Here is a 16,306-nt window from a genome sequence, read left to right as displayed (position 1 = left end):
GACCTTAGCGAAGGGGGCGGCTGGGTGCAACCCCCTTCGCGTCAGGGGTGCCGTTAAAAGGCGACGCGCAGGCGGCCAAGCACGCGATTGTCGCGACCATCGCCACCGAAGCTGGTGTCGCCGTCCAGGCTTACGGTGTAGCGGTCGCCGAACCCGGCCGCCACCCCGGCGGAGAGGCGCAGCACGGTGCTATCGGCGTCCTTGGTCTTCACGCTTTGGGTCACGCCCGGCTGGCTAACGATCCGGCTGGTGATAGTGCGGGAGCTATCGTTGAGTTCCTGTTCCACGACAGCGGAGGCGCGCGGCACGATGGTCGCGCCATCGGCGGTCAGCTTATAGCTGGCCTGCACCCCGGCGCGGGCGACGAGCGAGGTGAAGCGCTGCTTATCGATCTGCCGGGCGACCCCAGCGAACCCGCTTTCGGTGTACCCATCAAGGGAAACAACGCTGTAGCGCATCCCAGCCAGCGGACCGACGGCGAAATCACCGAACTTGAATAGATAGCCCGCTTCCAACCCGGCGGTCACGGTACGGCCTTCGGTATCGGCGCTGAGCGACGGGGCGCCGACGAAGCCGGTATTGCGGGTTAGCTTGTTGAAATCATTCATCCCGGCGGTGGCCGCCGCGTCGATGTACCAGGCGCCATCAAACAAGGAGGCGTAAAGGGCGCCGCGGAAGCTGTTGGCTTCCACCTTGCCGAGACCGCCGCTCAGCTTGCCGTCACTCATGCCATACCCAAGGGCGCCGCCGACCAGGAACATGCTGCCCAGGCGGTAATCGGCGCCAACGGTAAAGCTTGTATCCGTATAGTCGAGCCCAGCTTCAGTGGCATTCGCGTCGCGGTCGCCCCAGCCATAGTTGGCGGAGACGAAGACGGCGAAGGGCTTATCCTTGTCGCCGGTCTGGCTGCTGCCCGGCAGGGCCGAGCCGGTGAGGCTAGCGCCACCTGCGCCGCCGCGCCGGGCGTGCTGACGGGCGGAAATATCGGTATCAAAACCGCGCGCGGTCGCCTGCGCCAACCGCCCCGGGGCGGATTGGGTGGCGGGGCCGGTCAGGTTCGCCGCCACATAGGTTGCATAAATCTGATGAACGGCGGCGGTCGGATGCACGCCATCCCAGAAGAGATATTGCGCCTGGGTTGCCGCCGACCCGCCCACGCAGGCCGCCGTTTGGATGCATTGCGCCGTCACATTGCTCAGCCCGTATTTCGACGGGTTGGTCTGCATATCGGTAAACAGGGCCGCCGTGTCGATCACATAGATATTTGCGCCCAGGCCACGACCGACGGTGCCCATCGTTGTCGCGAGGTTGGCGTTATGATTGGTGGTGATCAGATTGGCCGTACCTACCCCCGTGGCGCCGGTGGCGGCAATGCTGGGGGTTGCACCCAAGAAGGGCAGGTTCGGCACAATGATTTCGCGGGCGCCCGCCCGGATCAGCGACTGCACTTCCCCGGCCAGATTGGTGATCGTGCTGGTGATCTGCGTCGATACCGTGCCCTGGGCTTGGGTGGGGGTTTGGGTGGCGATCTTAGTCAGGGTCGCGAAATAATCGTTCGCGCCGCCCCAAACCACCACAAGGTCGCGCGCGCTAAAGCTGCGACCCGACGCGAGGAAGCTATTCACCTGCGACTGCATACCAAGGTTCGGCAGGCCCGCGTTATGGCTGGTATCGGTCAGCGCACCGCCAACCGCGTAATTCGTGCTGGGGGTATAGGTGAACCCCAGCAGGCCCGGTAGCCGTTCGGCATAGGTCGGCCCGTTGGAGAACCGGCCCTGGAAATAGGGCGCGGGCGGCTGCCCGGTCAGCCGGAAAAGATTGCCGTTATCGCTCAGGCTGTCGCCGAACACATAAAGGCCGCTAAACGATTGACCGAACGCGGGCGCCGTGAGTGCCGTCGCCGCGATCAGGCCTGCCCCGATCCAAGTCCGCATTTTGCTTCCTCCGTTGTGCCGTTTTTGTAACGGCCTTCTGTGAAAGCAGAATGACGATGGGGTGACGTTAACGCAAGCTGGTTTTCTTACCCGTCAGGGCGCCCCGGAATGGCCGGGAAGGCGGCGGTCAGTCCGTTCGAAGCCGGAGGGCAGCGGCGCGGTCTGATCGAACACCCAGGCGGCAATATCGGCGGCCACCACCGGGCCTTGCAAATCGCGGGTTAGCAGGTGCCAGCCCTCCGGGTAATAGGCCAAGCGCCAGGGTGCGCCGTGGTGAAAGCGGGCATAGCGCGCGAGCAGCTTCGCAATAGGTGGCTTCGGGATGATCTCATCCTTGGCGCCATACAGAAACAGCGTCGGGATCGCATCGGTCCCGCCGCGCGCCAGGGCCGCGTCCATGAGATCGACGAGGCCATAGATCGTATCGGCGCGGGTGCCTTTTAGCACCAGCGGGTCGCGGCCAAGGGCGGCGAGAACCTCTTCATTATCTGATGGGCGGATGCCAAGACCGTGACCGGAGGGGCTGAAACCGGGAAACAGGGCTGCGGATAGATCGAGGGCGAAACTGGGGAACCACCCCAGCGCCTGCCGTCCCAGCACTGCGGGGGCGGAAAGAATGATACCGCTCACCCCTGGCAGTTGGTCGCGACTGGCGGCGAGCATCGTCACCGCGCCGCCCATGCTTTCCCCCAGCACATACAGCGGCACGCCGGGATAGCGCGCCGCCGCGAGCCGCACGAGGGTCTCGAGATCGGCCACCAGCCCATCTTCGCCCACCCAACGCCCAACAAGCGGCGACTGGCCGAAGCCGCGCTGATCATAGGCTAGGGTTTCGATACCTTGGCGCGCCCAATCCTGGGCGGCATCGGCGATGAAGGTGCCATAATCGTTCATGCCATGCAGGGCGATGATGACGGCTTTGCACGTGCCATGCGCCTTGGTTAGCCGCACGGCCAGCGTGCCGCCATCGGGCATGCGCGCGGCATGGTCCGACAGAACGGGCTCAACGATAGCCGGGCCGAGCTTGATTGGTTCGGGCGGTGTGCAGCCCGGCAGGCTGAGGCTGAGACTACCGAACATTAGAACGGCCCTTAGAAAACCTCGTGACACGGTTCATGCCGCCTGCTCCGCCGCCGAGGTGGCGCGGGTGAGTTGCAGGAAGACATCCTCCAGATCAGCCTCTGCCGTGCGCAGGTCGGCAATGGTTAGCCCGGTTTCGGTTAGGGCGGCCAGGACGCGCGGCACCATCCCATCAAGGCGGCGGTGGCGCAGCAGCAATGTATCGGGCGTGGGGCGCAGCAGCCCAAGGGCGGCCAGCGGCTCTGGCAGCGCTTCCGGGATCGGCGTCGAGAGGGTGATGTGCAGTTCTTTACCGTCAAGGCGTGCGAGTAGCGCTTCCTTCGTCTCGTTTGCGCGCAGTTCGCCATTGGCGATAATGGCGATCCGGTCGCAAAGTTCTTCGGCTTCTTCGAGGTAATGGGTGGTCAGCAGTACCGTCACGCCTTGGCGATTGAGATCGCGGACATTCGCCCAAAGCTGTTGGCGCAACTCGATATCGACCCCGGCGGTCGGCTCGTCCAACACCAGAATAGGCGGGCTGTGAACCATCGCCTTCGCCACCATCAACCGCCGCCGCATACCGCCCGACAGGGTGCGGGCGTAGGCATTGGCCTTATCGGTCAGCCCCATCGCCGCCAGCAAGGCTTCCGTCTGCCGCTTATCCTTGGGCACGCCGAACAGTCCGGCTTGTAGGTCCAGCAGCGCACGCGGGGTGAAGAACGCATCGATATTCAATTCTTGCGGCACGATCCCGATGGAGGCGCGGGCGCGGCGCGGGTCGGCATCGATATCGGTGCCCCAGATGCTCATTTGCCCGGCGCTTTTCAGCACCAGCCCGGCCATGATGTTGATCAGCGTCGATTTCCCGGCTCCGTTCGGGCCAAGCAGCGCGAAGAGCGAGCCTTGCGGAATATCGAGATCGATGCCCTTCAGCGCGTGTTTGGCGGGGCCTTTGCCGCGCTTCTGATAGATTTTTTGAAGTCCGCGAATGGAAATTGCCGCTGCTTGCGCCATGAAAATCGCCCGGTATCGAGTATCGCTTATCGCCGCATGCAGCGGCCTGAAACGCTTTTGCACCAGAGTGAGCTTTCCCGGTCAGCCTTGCAAGGGCTTTGCCGCGCGAAAATATCCCCGCTTCCCACGCGCGGAAAAAATGAATATCAATGCAGCGCTTCAGAAAGAAGAGTGGGTGATGGATTGATATTTCATTTTTGTTACAAGATTTGTGTCGATTAGTTTTGAGGGTTATTGTTTGAGTTATTGGTAATTTTTTCGCTTCTTTTTTAAAATATCATCATCCGTAACCTGATGTTGCGAAGAGTTGGGAGAAGGCTATGCGCGGTTTTTCTGTTGGATCGACCTTGTTGACTGCCGTTCTGCTGGCGGGGACGGCGCTGGCCCAGGCCCCATCGGGTAAGCTGGTGCTCTATACCTCGCAGCCGCAGAAGGACGCGCAGGAAACCATTGCGGCTTTCACCAAGGCGGTTCCGGGCGTGCAGGTGGATTTCGTCCGCGATGGCACGACCCAGTTGATGAGCAAGCTGCGGGCGGAGTTTGCGGCGGGCGCGCCACAGCCCGATCTGCTGTTGATCGCCGATGCGATGACGATGGAGCAGTTGAAGGCCGAAAACCGGTTGGCGGCGTATCAGCAGGCCCCGGTGGTGGGCTTGCCGGAGGGGGCTTTCGATAAGGATTTCACCTACTTCGGCACCAAGTTCATCACCACCGGCATCATTTACAATACCAAGGCCAAGAAGCCGGAAAGCTGGAAAGACCTGCTGGCTGCCGATGCAAAAGGCCAGGTCGTGCTGCCCAGCCCGCTGTATAGCGGCGCAGCGGCAATCCATATGGGCACGCTTGGCGGGTTGAAAGACATCGGTCTTGGGTATTTCGAGAGCCTTGCCCAGAATGGTGCCGTGGCCGTCCAGGGGAATGGTCAGGTCCGCACCCAGGTGGCGGGCGGTCAGAAACTCTATGGGATCATCGTGGATTTCATGGGCCTGAACGCCAAAAAGGACGGCTCGCCCGTCGATTTCGTCTTCCCGAAAGAAGGCGTGACGGTGGTGACGGAGCCTGTCGCCCTGCTGTCCACCGCCAAGAACCCGGCGGCGGCGAAAGCCTTCATCGATTTCATCCTATCTGCCGAGGGGCAAAAGTTTGCGGCCTCGCAGGGCTATCTGCCGATGCGCGCCGACGTACCCGCGCCGGAAGGCTTCCCCGCCCGCGACGCGATTAAGGTCTTGCCGGCCCCGGTGCAAAGCCTGCTAAAGGACGATCAGGCGAATAAGAAGCGTTTCGCCGACGCCTTCGGGGGATAAGGATTGCGCGTTCGCGCCGATACGCTGCTGGGTCTTGCAACCGTCGCCCTCGTGGCGGCGGTCAGCCTGCTGCCGATGGTGCGGCTGCTGGCCGAAGCGCTCGACCCGGCGTTGATGGCGCAATTGACCGCCAGCCCCGCCTTTGGGCGGGCGCTGGGTCGCTCGCTGGTCACCAGCATCGGCGGGGCGGCGGTGGCGCTGCTGCTCGGCACCGGTCTTGCCCTGGCGGTTGGCTTGACCGACTGCGGCGGGCGGCGCTGGGTCACAGCGATGGCTCTGCTGCCGCTGCTGATCCCCTCGCAGATCATCGCGCTGGCGTGGATCGAGCTTCTATCGCCGAATAATCCGCTGTTGATTCTGCTCGGCATTGCGCCCGAAGCCGGGTCGCCCAATCCGCTCTATTCCCCCGGCGGGATCATTCTGCTGCTGGGGGTCGAGCATGTGCCGCTGATCTTCCTGGCCGTCCGCGCGGCCCTGCGCAGCGTACCGGGGGAGTTGATTGAGGCGGCACAGGCGGAAGGGGCGGGGCCAGGGCCGCTGCTGCTGCGCATTCTGCTACCGCTGATCCTGCCCGCCTTGCTGGCGGCGGCGGCTTTGGCCTTCGTCGCCTGCCTCGGGAACTTCGGCATCCCCGCGTTGTTGGGCATTCCCGCGCGTTATCCCACGGTGCCGGTGCTCATCTATCAGCGCCTCGCGGGTTTCGGCCCGTCGATCCTGGCGGAAGCCGGGTTGATGGCCTTGGCCCTGGCGGCGATCTCGGCGGCGGTCGTTCTGGTGGCCCGCACGATGGCCCGCGCGCGCAGCCGGGTGCTGATCGGGGGCGGCGGGCAGCGCCCGGTGGGGCTGGTGCTGCCCCTGCGCCGCTGGCGGCGCCCGGTAACCCTGACGCTCGCCGCGCTCGGGCTGATGATGACGGTGCTGCCGCTGCTCTCGCTACTGGCGACCGCGCTGACCCGCGCCTATGGTCTGCCCTTGACGGCGGAGACGGTGACCCTCGCCCATTTCCTCCGGGTGCTGGCGGCGGCGCAAACGCTGCGCGGGCTGGTCAATTCCCTTTGGATGTCTGGGCTGGCGGCGGGGCTGCTGATCCTGCTGGCGCTACCCTTCGCGGTGATCGAGGCGCGCGCAGCGGCACCCTGGCTGCGGCGCTTGCTGCGGCTCTTCGATCCGATCATCGAAGCGCCCTATGCCCTGCCGGGGGTGGTGCTGGGGATCGCTATGATCCTCCTGTTGATCCGCCCCTTGCCGGTGCTCGACGTCTCGCTCTACGGCACGGCGGCGATCATTTTGCTGGCCTATCTGGCGCGGTTCTTTCCGCTGATCCTGCGCCCGGTGCAGGCGGCGGTGCGGCAGCTCGACCCGGTGTTGGACGAGGCCGCCCAGGCCCAAGGGGCGGGGTTCTGGCTGCGGCTGCGGCGCGTCCATGCGCCCTTGCTCTTGCCGACGGCAGCGGCGGGGGCCTTGCTGGTGTTCCTGACGGCTTTTAGCGAACTCACCGTTTCCGCCCTTCTCTGGGCGCGGGGAACGGAGACCATCGGCATCGTCATTTATTTTCTGGAGGAAGGCGGCGATGCCCCAGGGGCGGCGGCCCTCTCCATACTCTGTTTGCTGATCGTTTTCGGGCTGGCGGGCCTCAGCACCCGTCTACCGCCGCGCCTGCGGCATTTGCTGCCTTGGGGAGATGCATGACCGACTTCCGTGCCCCGCCCGTTTCGGTCACCATCGACCGCCTGACCCGTCGGTTGGGCGGGGTGACCGTGTTGGATAACCTCTCGCTCAGCATCGCACGTGGCGAGTTTATGGTCATTCTCGGCGAATCGGGCTGCGGCAAGACCACGCTCCTGCGCCAGATCGCCGGGTTCGACGCACCAGACAGCGGGACGATCCATTTCGGCGAGCGGCTGATGTCCGGTGCGGGGGCGACGGTGCCGCCGGAAAAGCGCAACCTTGGCATTGTCTTTCAATCCTACGCGCTGTGGCCGCACCTGAGTGTGGCGGAGAATGTGCGCTTCGGGCTGGAACTGGCGGGACTTCCGACGCAGGCGCAGGAGGCCCGTGTGGCGCAGGCGCTGGCGCAGGTTGGCCTATCCGGGCTTGCCGGGCGCAAGCCGTCCGACCTTTCTGGCGGGCAGCGGCAGCGCGTGGCTTTGGCGCGCTGCCTCGCCAAAGCCCCCGGCCTAGTGTTGCTCGACGAGCCGCTCGCGAACCTCGACCCGGCCCTGCGCCAATCGGTGCGGCAGGAGTTTGTGGCGATGCGCCGCGCCCTTGGCTCCACCTTTCTCTACGTCACCCACGATCAAAGCGAAGCCTTGGCCCTGGCCGACCGGATCGCCGTGCTGCATCAAGGGCGGCTCGCGCAATGCGGGGCGCCACAGACGCTCTATCGCACCCCGGCGACCGCCCATGTCGCGCGCTTCGTTGGCGATGGCATGCTGGTGCCCGCCGTGCTGCTGGGCGGCAAGGAAGCGGCGGGGTTTCCGACCGAAATCGGCGGCTTGCGGGTGTTTCTAAGGGCGAAGACCGGGCAGGAACCAGGGGTGGTGACGGTTTGCCTGCGCGCCCATGACCTTGAGATCACGCCGCCTGGAAGCCCCGGAACGCTGGCGGCGGTGGCGGGCGGCGCCATGTATCAGGGCAGCCATTGGCGCGTGTCGGTCAGCGTGCCCAGCCTCGGCGACCGTTGGTTGGAGCTTGAGCACCGGGTACCGCCGCCCGAACCCGGCAGCGCCATCGGTCTTGCCATTCGGGATGGTTGGATTATTCCGGGAGCGGAATAAACTCTGTCTCGCCTGGGATCTTAGGGAAGCTCTGGGCACGCCACTCGTCCTTGGCCTGTTCGATCCGCTCCTTGCGGGAGGAAACGAAGTTCCAGAACATCGTGCGCGGCCCATCCAGCGGCGCGCCACCCAGCAGCATCACACGGCTCGCCTCTTCCGCCAGCAGGCTATAATCGGTGTTGGGGTGCAGCACCGGCATTTGCCCGACGCTAAAGCGCTGGCCGTCGATGTAGACGGTACCATCCACCACATAAATTGCCCGTTCTTCGGCCAGATCGGCACCCAGCGTGTAGCAGGCCCCGGCGTCCAGGCTTAGGTCGGCGTAAAGGGTTTCGGTCTTGGTGGGGACGGGGGAGCGCAGAGCGCCGATGCGCCCGGCCAGCAGGCGCAGGGTTACGCCGTCCTGGCTGACAACCGGCAGATCGGCGGCGGGGTGGTGGTGGAAGGCGGGGTCGCATTCCTCATCGGCCTGGGGCAGGGCGACCCAGGCCTGCACCGCGTGCAACCGCTGACCGGAAGCGCGGACGGCATCGGTCACTCGTTCGGAATGGACGATGCCGCGCCCGGCGGTCATCCAGTTCATCGCCCCCGGCTGGATCGGTTGAACGATACCAAGGCTGTCTCGATGCAATATTTCGCCTTCGAAACAATAGGTGACCGTTTCAAGCCCGATATGCGGATGCGGGCGGACTTCTAGGGCCTCGCCCGGCGCAAAATCCACGGGGCCAATGTGATCATAAAAGACAAACGGGCCGACCGATCGGCGCACTGCTTGCGGCAGGATGCGCCGTACCATCATGCCGCCACCGAGATCGCGGGCTTTGCCGTCGAGAACAAGGGCGAGGTCGGTCATAGCGGTTTCTCCGGCGCAACTTCGGCGAGATAGGCGAGGCCCGGCACCGGTTCGCCCTTATTCAGGCGGGTGGTAACGGGGGTGAGCGCCAGAATCCGGTAAGAGTGCGCGTGCAGCAAGCGTTTTAAGGCGTCGGCCCCGTGGCGATAGCGGAAGCCATCGTGCAGGGAGAAGTTGGCGTCGGAGTCCGGATGGGCTTCGACGCTGGCCAGAATGCGCCCGCCAGGGCCGAGCACCCGCGCGGCGGCGGCGTGGAAGGGGGCGAGATCGCCGAGATAGACCAGCACATCAGCGGCCAGGATCAAATCGGCGCTGGCGGGCGGGCGGGCGGCTAGGGTAGCGACGGCCTCGCCTTCGATCACCTCCCGATAGAGGCCCCGCGCCGCCGCTTGCGCCAACATCGCGGGCGATAGGTCAATCCCAATTATTTCGGAAGCGATATTAGCGAAGGGAATTGCCGATAATCCGGTACCGCAGCCGACATCGAGAAGGCGTAAGCCGGGGCGCGGGGCGTGCTGATCGAGCAGGGCGCGCAACAGGTCCGGCCCGCGATACTGCAATGTCTCCGTCAATTCGGTATCGAAACGAGCTGCATACTCGTCGAAGAGGGCTTTCACATAGGGGGCGGGGAGGGCCGCCGGTCCCGTGTCGCCGAGCAGGGCCAAGGCGGGGCCAGCCCCTAGCCGATCCTCTGCCTCGAGCGCAAGCGTCCGCCGATAGGCGTCGCGCGCAGTGTCGATCTGCCCCGCCGCGCGGGCGGCTTCGCCCAGCAGAAACCAAGTGGCGGCATCGTCCAGTGCGGTGGCGGCCAGGGCCTCCAACATGGTTTGCGCATCGGCTGCCCGCCCGGCCTTGATCAGCGCTTCGGCATAGTCGCGGCTGAGACCTGCGTCCGGCGTTTCGGCCAAGAGGCTGGCGTAGAGCGGCAGCGCCGCCCCGGCCTGCCCAGCGCGGGTAAGGGCGAGGGCGTGGTTTCGCGTCAGCCCGGCATCGTCTGGGTGGCGCGCGCGGGCGGCGGCGAGATCGGCCAAAGCCTCCGCCGTTCGCCCAAGGTCGAGCAGCACGGCGGCGCGATTGGCCCAGGCGCGCGGTTGTTCCGGGTCTAGTTTTATAACAGTATCAAAACTATCCAGTGCTTCCGTAAGTTTCCCTGATTGCCGTTGGAGGATGCCGATCCGCTCCCAGGCAAGGGCATCCTCCGGCCGGGCGGCGGTCAGGTCGCGGAGCAGCGGCAGCGCGTCCGCCCCGCGCCCGCTGCGGAAGTAGAGATCGGACAGTGACCAGAGCGCGGCGGGTAGGCCGGGCACCAGGGTTAGGGCCGTGCGGAAATTTTCCTCCGCCTGGGCCTGGGCGCCGCCCATGGCATAGGCCCGGCCCAGGGCAAGGCGCAGGGCGGGCGAATCCGGCCCGTGCGTCAGCGCAAGGCGTAATGCTTGAACGGCCTTTCCCGCTTCGCCATCGCCCAGGCAGAGCAGGCCGGTTAGATAATGGGCGCCCGCCAGTTTCGGCTGTTTGCGGAGCAGCGTGCGCACGATCTGCCGCGCCGTGGCCGCATCGCCGCGTTCCCAGGCCGCAAACGCATCGGCAAGATTGAGTTGGATCACCACGCCCCGCCGACCTTCGCGAGATAAGGCGCCAGCCGATCGAGCGCGCCGGTTAGGGTGCTATCGTCCTTACAGAAGCAGAAGCGGACATAGGGCGTTTCCAGCCCCCCATCGTAGAAGGCCCCCACCGGAATGGCGGCCACGCCCGCTTCCAGCGTCAGGCGGCGGCAGAAATCAGCGTCTGACCCCGGATACCCCAGCGAGCGGATATCGACGGTTAAGAAATAAGTGCCCGCCGAAGCCTGGACGTCGAACCCCAGGCGGCGTAGCCCATCGCTCAGCAGATCGCGCTTGCGCTGCATCTCTTGGCCGAGCGTTTGGAAGAACCCATCCTCCTGCGCCAGCCCCCAGGCAACGGCGGCCTGAAGATTGGGGGGGGTGGTGAAGGTTAGAAATTGATGCGTTTTCGCAATGACCGGCATTAGCGCGGGGGCGGCGGTGATATAACCGACCTTCCAGCCGGTCAGCGAAAAGGTTTTACCCGCCGATCCAATGCGCACGGCGCGGTCGGCCATGCCCGGTTCCGCCATGATCGAGCGGTGTTTGGTCCCGTCGAAGGCCAGATGCTCATAAACTTCATCGCAGACGGCAATCGCATCATGGGCGCGGCAAAGTTCGGCGATTAGGCTCAGGTCCGCCGCCGAAAAGACCTTACCGGTCGGATTATGCGGCGTGTTGAACAGGATCAGCTTGGTTTTCGGCCCAAAGGCAGCCCGCAACTCGGCTTCCGGCACCGCCCAGGTCGGCGGTGCGAGGCGTACCAGCTTCGGCACACCGCCCGCCAGCCGCACGATGGGCAGGTACGAATCATACATCGGCTCGAACATCACCACCTCGTCGCCCGGCGCGATTAGCCCGAGCAGCGTGGCGGCCAGAGCCTCGGTCGCGCCAGAGGTGACGATCACTTGGCTCTGCCAATCGGCATCGACGCCAAAGAAGCGCGCACCGTGGGCGGCGACCGCTTGGCGCAGTTCGGGCAGGCCCAACATCGGCGGATATTGGTTCGGGCGGTCGGCCAGGGCTTCTTGCGCCTTGGCGACGATGGCCGGGCTGCCGTTCCCATCCGGGAACCCTTGGCCCAGGTTGATGGCCTGATGATCACGCGCGAGGCCGGACATGACCTCGAAAATCGTCGTGCCGAGATTGGCGAAAAGCGGGTTGAGCGGCTTCATTCTGACCCCTCTTGCAACAGGGGGTGCAGCATAGCGGCAACAGCGCCAAGCGCAATTCCCTGTTATTACACGTTTGCAGCTTTACGCCCGGGGGCGAATCGGGCTATTGAGGGATATGGGATTAGGTCCGGTTGTCCGGGGCGGGGTCGTTTGCAGGCTCGTCTCGGGTAACCCACAACAGGTAAAGGTGTTCTGATGCGCGCCATGATGAAGACTGTTGCCGCTGCTGCTTTGCTGGCCTCGGTTGCTTCGGGGGCTTTTGCCCAGTCGGCTGATTTCAACAAGATCCACGAAGGCGCTCAGGTGACCGGCGTGTGCAATGGTGCCCTGTCGCAGGCCCAGGAAAACAAGGTCGGTCTGATCGCGGCCGCTTCGGCCGGTGATCTGCTGGTCGGCGGTATCCTCTCGACGGAAACCAAGACCCGGGGCGATGCCCGTGTCCAGGCCTACTCGCTGGGCTGCAAGGATGCGAAGAACACGGCTGCGATCCAATACTATACCGATAAGGTGAAGTAAGCTTCGACCGTTCGGTTGACGAAAAACCCCCGGCCTAACGGTCGGGGGTTTTTGTTTAGGTTAGGCTTTCACCGAATCAAGCTGCGGCGTGCCCATCTTGAACCACGCGCGGGCGATCTTGCCGTCTTCGATTTCATACATCGCGATGGTTTCGATGGTGCCGGGGCCGTCCGGGAAGGTACGGGTGATGAACTCGTCATCAATCACCAGATTGCCAACGATCAGGCGGTTGCGAACAGTGGCGTGCAGGTTCGGCTCTTCAAACCGGGCGATATAACGGGCGCGAATTTCTGCCGTACCGCGCGCCAGCGGCTGATCGGGAAATAGGAAGCATTGGCAGTCTTTCGCCCACCATTCCATGAACGCGTCGATATCGCGGGCGTTATAGGCTTCAAGCTGCTTTTGCACGGGATATTCAATCGCGGCGCGACCGGTATGCTCGCTGTGGAGGCTCATGCGTTTTCCCCTTGGGTTTGCCCGACGAACCAAAGTTTCGCCGCGCCATAGGCCCGCGCCTCGTACAGCCGGAAGGCGGCGGGCAGGTTAATCGTTTCGCTGGCGGCGCTTTCCAGGATCAGCAATGCCGTCGGGGCCAGCCAGCCGCCCGCGCGTAAGGCGTCGAGCGCCGGGGCCAGCAGGTCGCGGCCATAAGGCGGATCGAGAAACACAAAATCCGCAGGGCGCGGCAAGGGGCAGGCAGGCAGGCGGGCGGCATCGGTTTGCAGCAGCGGCGGTACGGCGCCGAGCGCCGTGGCGTTCGACCGCGCGAAGCTGACGTCCTTATCGATGAACACGCAGGCTTCCGCCCCGCGCGATAACGCCTCTAGCCCAACCGCCCCGGTGCCGCAAAACACATCGACCCATAGCGACCCGCCAAGCGGGGCTTGCCCGAGCGGCGCATGGGCGAGGATGTTGAACAAAGCCTCCCGCGTGCGGTCTGCCGTTGGCCGCACGTCCTTCCCGGTCGGCGCGAGCAACCGCCGCCCGCGCCAGCGCCCGCCGATAATCCGCATCGGTTAGCGTCCCGAGGGACGGCGCGGCCCCGGCTTACCGCCTGCTGGTCGATCCCCCCCGGATCGCCCCGCCGAAGGTTTGCTGCCGCTGGGCTTTGCCCCTGGACGGGTGGCGGCTTTAGCCTTGGCGACCGCGCGCTTTTTGGCTTCCCAACCCATCCCGGGACCGTCTGGCTTTTCCGCAGCCTCGGGCCGCCGCTGCGGGCGCTTGGCGGGCGGCGCGTCGGGGGCTGCCGGGCGGCGGGCGATGGGCGCGCGCGGGGCCTTATCGCCCCGGCCCAATTGATCGCGCAGCACGCGCGGCGGCACTTCCTCGACCGCCCCTTCGTTGAGATACCCTAATTGGAACGGGCCGTAGGCAATGCGGATCAGCCGGGTGACGCGATAGCCAAGATGGGCCATGACGCGGCGGATTTCGCGATTCTTGCCCTCGGTAAGTCCAACGCTAATCCAGGCGTTCGCGGCGCCCTGGCGCTTTTCCAACACGGCATCGATGGGACCATAGCGCACGCCTTCCACCGTCACCCCTTGGGCGAGGGCGGCGAGGGCGGTTTCATCGACTTCGCCGTGCACGCGCACGCGGTAGCGGCGAATCCAGCCGGTGGCGGGCAGTTCCAGCCGCCGGGCAAGCTCGCCATCGTTGGTCAGCAGCAGCAGTCCTTCGGAGGTCAGATCGAGCCGCCCGACCGAAATGACGCGCGGCATATCTTCCGGCAGCTTTTCGAACAGGGTGGGGCGGCCCTGCGGGTCACGGTGCGTCGTCACCAGCCCGGCGGGTTTATAATACCGCCACAGGCGGGTCGGTTCCTTTTCCGGCAGCAGCGTGCCATCGACGCTGATCTTGTCGCCGGGAACAACCAGATGCGCCGGGGTCGTCAACACCTTGCCATTGACTGAGACGCGCCCGTCTTCGATTAATTTTTCGGCATCGCGGCGGGAGCAGATCCCCGCGCGGGCGATGCGTTTGGCGATACGCTCGCCGTCCTTCTCCGTCTCGCTCATGCCGCAGCCGCCGCGATCAGCGCATCGAAGATGGCGCGGTCAGCCGGGGAAATATGATATTCCGGGTGCCATTGCACGCCCAAGCAGAAGCGCCGGGCCGGGTCTTCGATGCCTTCGATCACCCCATCGGGGGCGGAAGCATTGACCGTGATATGCGCCGGAACCGCTTTCACCGCTTGATGATGGGCGCTGTTCACCGGAATGCGGACCTGCCCGACGATGCGGTGCAGCAGCGTATTTTCGCTCACGATCACCTCGTGCCCGGCTTCGGTGCGCGGATTGGGCTGTTCGTGCGGAATATCGGACGGAAGCTCGTCCGGGATGTGTTGGATCAGCGTGCCGCCGAGGGCGACCGCCAGCAGTTGCTGACCACCGCAAATGCCCAGGATCGGCAGGTCTTTCGCCAGCAGCCCCTTCATCAGCGCTAGTTCGAAGGCGGTGCGGCGGTCTTTGGTCGTCACGGTTGCGTGCTTGACGCTGGCCCCGAAGAGGCTGGGATCGACATCGAACGCCCCGCCGGTCACGACCACGCCGTCGATATGGTCTAGATACTGCAAAGCCAAGTCCGGTTCGTGCGGCAGGCAGACCGGCAAACCGCCCGCTGCGGCGATGGCATCGCAGTAATTTTGGCGGATGGCGTACCAGGGCTGCTTAGCCCAGCCGCCAGCGGGTTCGGAATCGAGCGTCAGGCCGATGAGCGGCCGGGAAGGGTTCTTCGTCATGGCGCAAGATTAGGCCGAACGCTATGCTGCGACAACTGCTTGATAGGGGAGTTCATTCAGCATGTTAAAAGGCAAAAATGCGCTTGTAACCGGATCGACCAGCGGCATCGGGCGCGGCATGGCCCTAAAACTGGCGGAAGCCGGGGCAAATATCATGCTGAACGGCTTTGGCGCGGCGGAGGAAATCGCCGATCTGCGCCGTCATATCGAAACCACCTATAAGGTCGGCGTCGACTATCATGGCGCCGATCTGTCGCGCGTTGCCGATATTGAAGATATGATGAAGACCGCCGCCGCCAAATTCGGCCTGGTCGATATTCTGATCAATAACGCCGGCATTCAGCACACGGCACCGACCGAAGCGTTTCCGGTCGATAAGTGGGATGCGGTGATCGCGATCAACCTGTCCAGCGCGTTCCACGCCTCGCGCCTCGCTATTCCGGCGATGAAGGCGGCGGGGTGGGGCCGGATCATCAATACCGCCTCCGTTCACGGGCTGGTCGGCTCCGTCCACAAGGTTGCCTATGTCGCGGCGAAGCACGGCATCGTCGGCATGACCAAGGTGGTTGCCCTCGAACTCGCGGGCAGCGGGGTCACCTGCAATGCCATCGCCCCCGGCTGGGTTGCGACGCCGCTGGTGCAGAAGCAGATCGACGCCCGCGCCGCCGCCGAAGGCATTTCGGTCGATGAAGCCCGCAAGAAACTGCTGGGCGAAAAGCAGCCGTCGATGGCGTTTGCCGAAACCGATCAACTGGGCGCCCTGGCCGTTTTCCTCAGCTCCCCCGCTGCGGATCAGATCACCGGGATCACCTTGCCGATGGATGGCGGCTGGACGGCCCAATAGTCCCGATGCCCGCCTCCCCCTATTGGGACCGTGCCTTTGCCGAGGCTGAGGCGGCGGCGGCGCGCGGCGAGGTGCCGGTGGGTGCCGTCGTCGTCGCGCCGGGCGGGGCGATTATCGCTGCGGCGGGTAATCGGACGGAGGAACTGGCCGATGCCTCCGCCCACGCCGAACTGCTGGCGCTGAGGGCCGCCGCTGCCGCCCTCGGCTCCCCCCGGCTGACCGGTTGCGATCTTTATGTGACGCTAGAGCCTTGCCCGATGTGTGCCGGGGCGATCAGCCATTTCCGCCTGCGCCGCGTTTATTTCGCCGCCTATGATCCGAAGGGCGGGGCGGTGGAGCATGGCGCGCGCCTCTTCGAGCAACCGACCTGCCTGCACCGACCGGAAGCCTACGGCGGCTTTCACGAACAGGCGGCGGCGGCGCAGTTGCGCCGTTTCTTTGCCGTGCGCCGATAGGAAAAGCACTTACGCGCGCGTATACTTGCCCAGGGCT

17 protein-coding genes are annotated in these 16,306 nt (G+C 64.8%); 7 read left to right on the top strand and 10 right to left on the bottom strand.

Annotation, left to right across the window (positions count from 1 at the left end):
• Positions 1-53: 53 nt before the first annotated feature.
• From CHR90_RS16840 to CHR90_RS16830, 3 genes are all read right to left on the bottom strand, one after another.
• Positions 54-1,934: an autotransporter domain-containing protein gene (locus CHR90_RS16840; RefSeq protein ID WP_094410294.1), complete on the bottom strand. Its 1,881-nt coding sequence runs from the start codon at positions 1,932-1,934 to the stop codon at positions 54-56.
• A 93-nt stretch (positions 1,935-2,027) separates the two neighbouring features.
• Entirely contained in the window at positions 2,028-3,014 is a 987-nt protein-coding gene (locus CHR90_RS16835; protein WP_094410293.1) for an alpha/beta hydrolase, read from the bottom strand.
• A 33-nt stretch (positions 3,015-3,047) separates the two neighbouring features.
• Positions 3,048-4,007, bottom strand: coding sequence for an ABC transporter ATP-binding protein (locus CHR90_RS16830; protein WP_094410292.1), 960 nt, complete (start codon positions 4,005-4,007; stop codon positions 3,048-3,050).
• Between CHR90_RS16830 and CHR90_RS19300 the strand changes: the two genes are divergently transcribed.
• The 4 genes from CHR90_RS19300 (at position 3,982) to CHR90_RS16815 (ending at position 8,088) form a co-directional block, all read left to right on the top strand.
• A complete protein-coding gene (locus CHR90_RS19300; protein ID WP_141210978.1) occupies positions 3,982-4,194 on the top strand; it encodes a hypothetical protein in 213 nt (70 codons plus the stop codon). The genes CHR90_RS16830 and CHR90_RS19300 overlap by 26 nt on opposite strands.
• Before the next feature lie 133 nt (positions 4,195-4,327).
• Positions 4,328-5,311, top strand: a complete 984-nt coding sequence (locus CHR90_RS16825; RefSeq protein ID WP_094410291.1) for an ABC transporter substrate-binding protein — start codon at positions 4,328-4,330, stop codon at positions 5,309-5,311.
• Between the two features lie 3 nt (positions 5,312-5,314).
• The gene (locus tag CHR90_RS16820) at positions 5,315-7,000 is read left to right on the top strand and encodes an ABC transporter permease (protein ID WP_094410290.1); all 1,686 of its coding nucleotides are present in this window, start codon (positions 5,315-5,317) and stop codon (positions 6,998-7,000) included.
• Positions 6,997-8,088 carry an ABC transporter ATP-binding protein gene (locus CHR90_RS16815; protein ID WP_094410289.1) on the top strand — a complete coding sequence of 364 codons (1,092 nt, stop codon included), beginning with the start codon at positions 6,997-6,999 and terminating at the stop codon, positions 8,086-8,088. The genes CHR90_RS16820 and CHR90_RS16815 overlap by 4 nt, the downstream gene beginning before the upstream one ends.
• Here CHR90_RS16815 and CHR90_RS16810 read toward each other — a convergent pair.
• From CHR90_RS16810 to CHR90_RS16800, 3 genes are read right to left on the bottom strand one after another with little or no spacing between them, the layout of a single operon-like run.
• Positions 8,069-8,941 carry a pirin family protein gene (locus tag CHR90_RS16810; protein WP_094410288.1) on the bottom strand — a complete coding sequence of 291 codons (873 nt, stop codon included), beginning with the start codon at positions 8,939-8,941 and terminating at the stop codon, positions 8,069-8,071. The two genes, CHR90_RS16815 and CHR90_RS16810, sit on opposite strands and share 20 nt — an antisense overlap.
• Positions 8,938-10,545 carry a tetratricopeptide repeat protein gene (locus CHR90_RS16805; RefSeq protein WP_170941451.1) on the bottom strand — a complete coding sequence of 536 codons (1,608 nt, stop codon included), beginning with the start codon at positions 10,543-10,545 and terminating at the stop codon, positions 8,938-8,940. The genes CHR90_RS16810 and CHR90_RS16805 overlap by 4 nt, the downstream gene beginning before the upstream one ends.
• The gene (locus tag CHR90_RS16800; RefSeq protein ID WP_094410286.1) at positions 10,542-11,717 is read right to left on the bottom strand and encodes an aminotransferase; all 1,176 of its coding nucleotides are present in this window, start codon (positions 11,715-11,717) and stop codon (positions 10,542-10,544) included. The genes CHR90_RS16805 and CHR90_RS16800 overlap by 4 nt, the downstream gene beginning before the upstream one ends.
• A gap of 195 nt (positions 11,718-11,912) precedes the next feature.
• Here CHR90_RS16800 and CHR90_RS16795 point away from each other — a divergent pair, with 195 nt between their 5' ends.
• The gene (locus CHR90_RS16795; RefSeq protein WP_094410285.1) at positions 11,913-12,233 is read left to right on the top strand and encodes a hypothetical protein; all 321 of its coding nucleotides are present in this window, start codon (positions 11,913-11,915) and stop codon (positions 12,231-12,233) included.
• Between the two features lie 60 nt (positions 12,234-12,293).
• On the opposite strand, the gene CHR90_RS16790 is transcribed toward CHR90_RS16795, so the two are convergent.
• Genes CHR90_RS16790 through CHR90_RS16775 form a run of 4 tightly spaced genes read right to left on the bottom strand, consistent with a single transcriptional unit; the run spans position 12,294 to position 14,970 of the window.
• On the bottom strand, positions 12,294-12,689 hold the full coding sequence (locus tag CHR90_RS16790; protein WP_094410284.1) for a nuclear transport factor 2 family protein: 396 nt from the start codon (positions 12,687-12,689) through the stop codon (positions 12,294-12,296).
• Positions 12,686-13,246 (bottom strand): 16S rRNA (guanine(966)-N(2))-methyltransferase RsmD, encoded by a 561-nt coding sequence (gene rsmD / locus CHR90_RS16785; protein ID WP_094410283.1) that lies wholly within the window; start codon positions 13,244-13,246, stop codon positions 12,686-12,688. Before rsmD ends, CHR90_RS16790 begins: the two co-directional genes overlap by 4 nt.
• A gap of 3 nt (positions 13,247-13,249) precedes the next feature.
• The gene (locus tag CHR90_RS16780) at positions 13,250-14,248 is read right to left on the bottom strand and encodes a pseudouridine synthase (RefSeq protein ID WP_094410282.1); all 999 of its coding nucleotides are present in this window, start codon (positions 14,246-14,248) and stop codon (positions 13,250-13,252) included.
• On the bottom strand, positions 14,245-14,970 hold the full coding sequence (locus CHR90_RS16775; RefSeq protein WP_094410281.1) for a gamma-glutamyl-gamma-aminobutyrate hydrolase family protein: 726 nt from the start codon (positions 14,968-14,970) through the stop codon (positions 14,245-14,247). Before CHR90_RS16775 ends, CHR90_RS16780 begins: the two co-directional genes overlap by 4 nt.
• 61 nt (positions 14,971-15,031) lie before the next feature.
• On the opposite strand from CHR90_RS16775, the gene CHR90_RS16770 reads away from it, so the two are divergent.
• Both CHR90_RS16770 and CHR90_RS16765 read left to right on the top strand, forming a co-directional pair.
• A complete protein-coding gene (locus tag CHR90_RS16770; RefSeq protein ID WP_094410280.1) occupies positions 15,032-15,814 on the top strand; it encodes a 3-hydroxybutyrate dehydrogenase in 783 nt (260 codons plus the stop codon).
• 5 nt (positions 15,815-15,819) lie between these two features.
• Positions 15,820-16,269, top strand: a complete 450-nt coding sequence (locus tag CHR90_RS16765; RefSeq protein WP_094410279.1) for a nucleoside deaminase — start codon at positions 15,820-15,822, stop codon at positions 16,267-16,269.
• The last annotated feature ends 37 nt before the right edge of the window (positions 16,270-16,306 follow it).

Origin of the sequence: Elstera cyanobacteriorum (genome assembly GCF_002251735.1) — a bacterium.
Classification (GTDB): Bacteria; Pseudomonadota; Alphaproteobacteria; order Elsterales; family Elsteraceae; genus Elstera; species Elstera cyanobacteriorum.
This window is presented reverse-complemented; position numbering and strand designations above follow the sequence as displayed.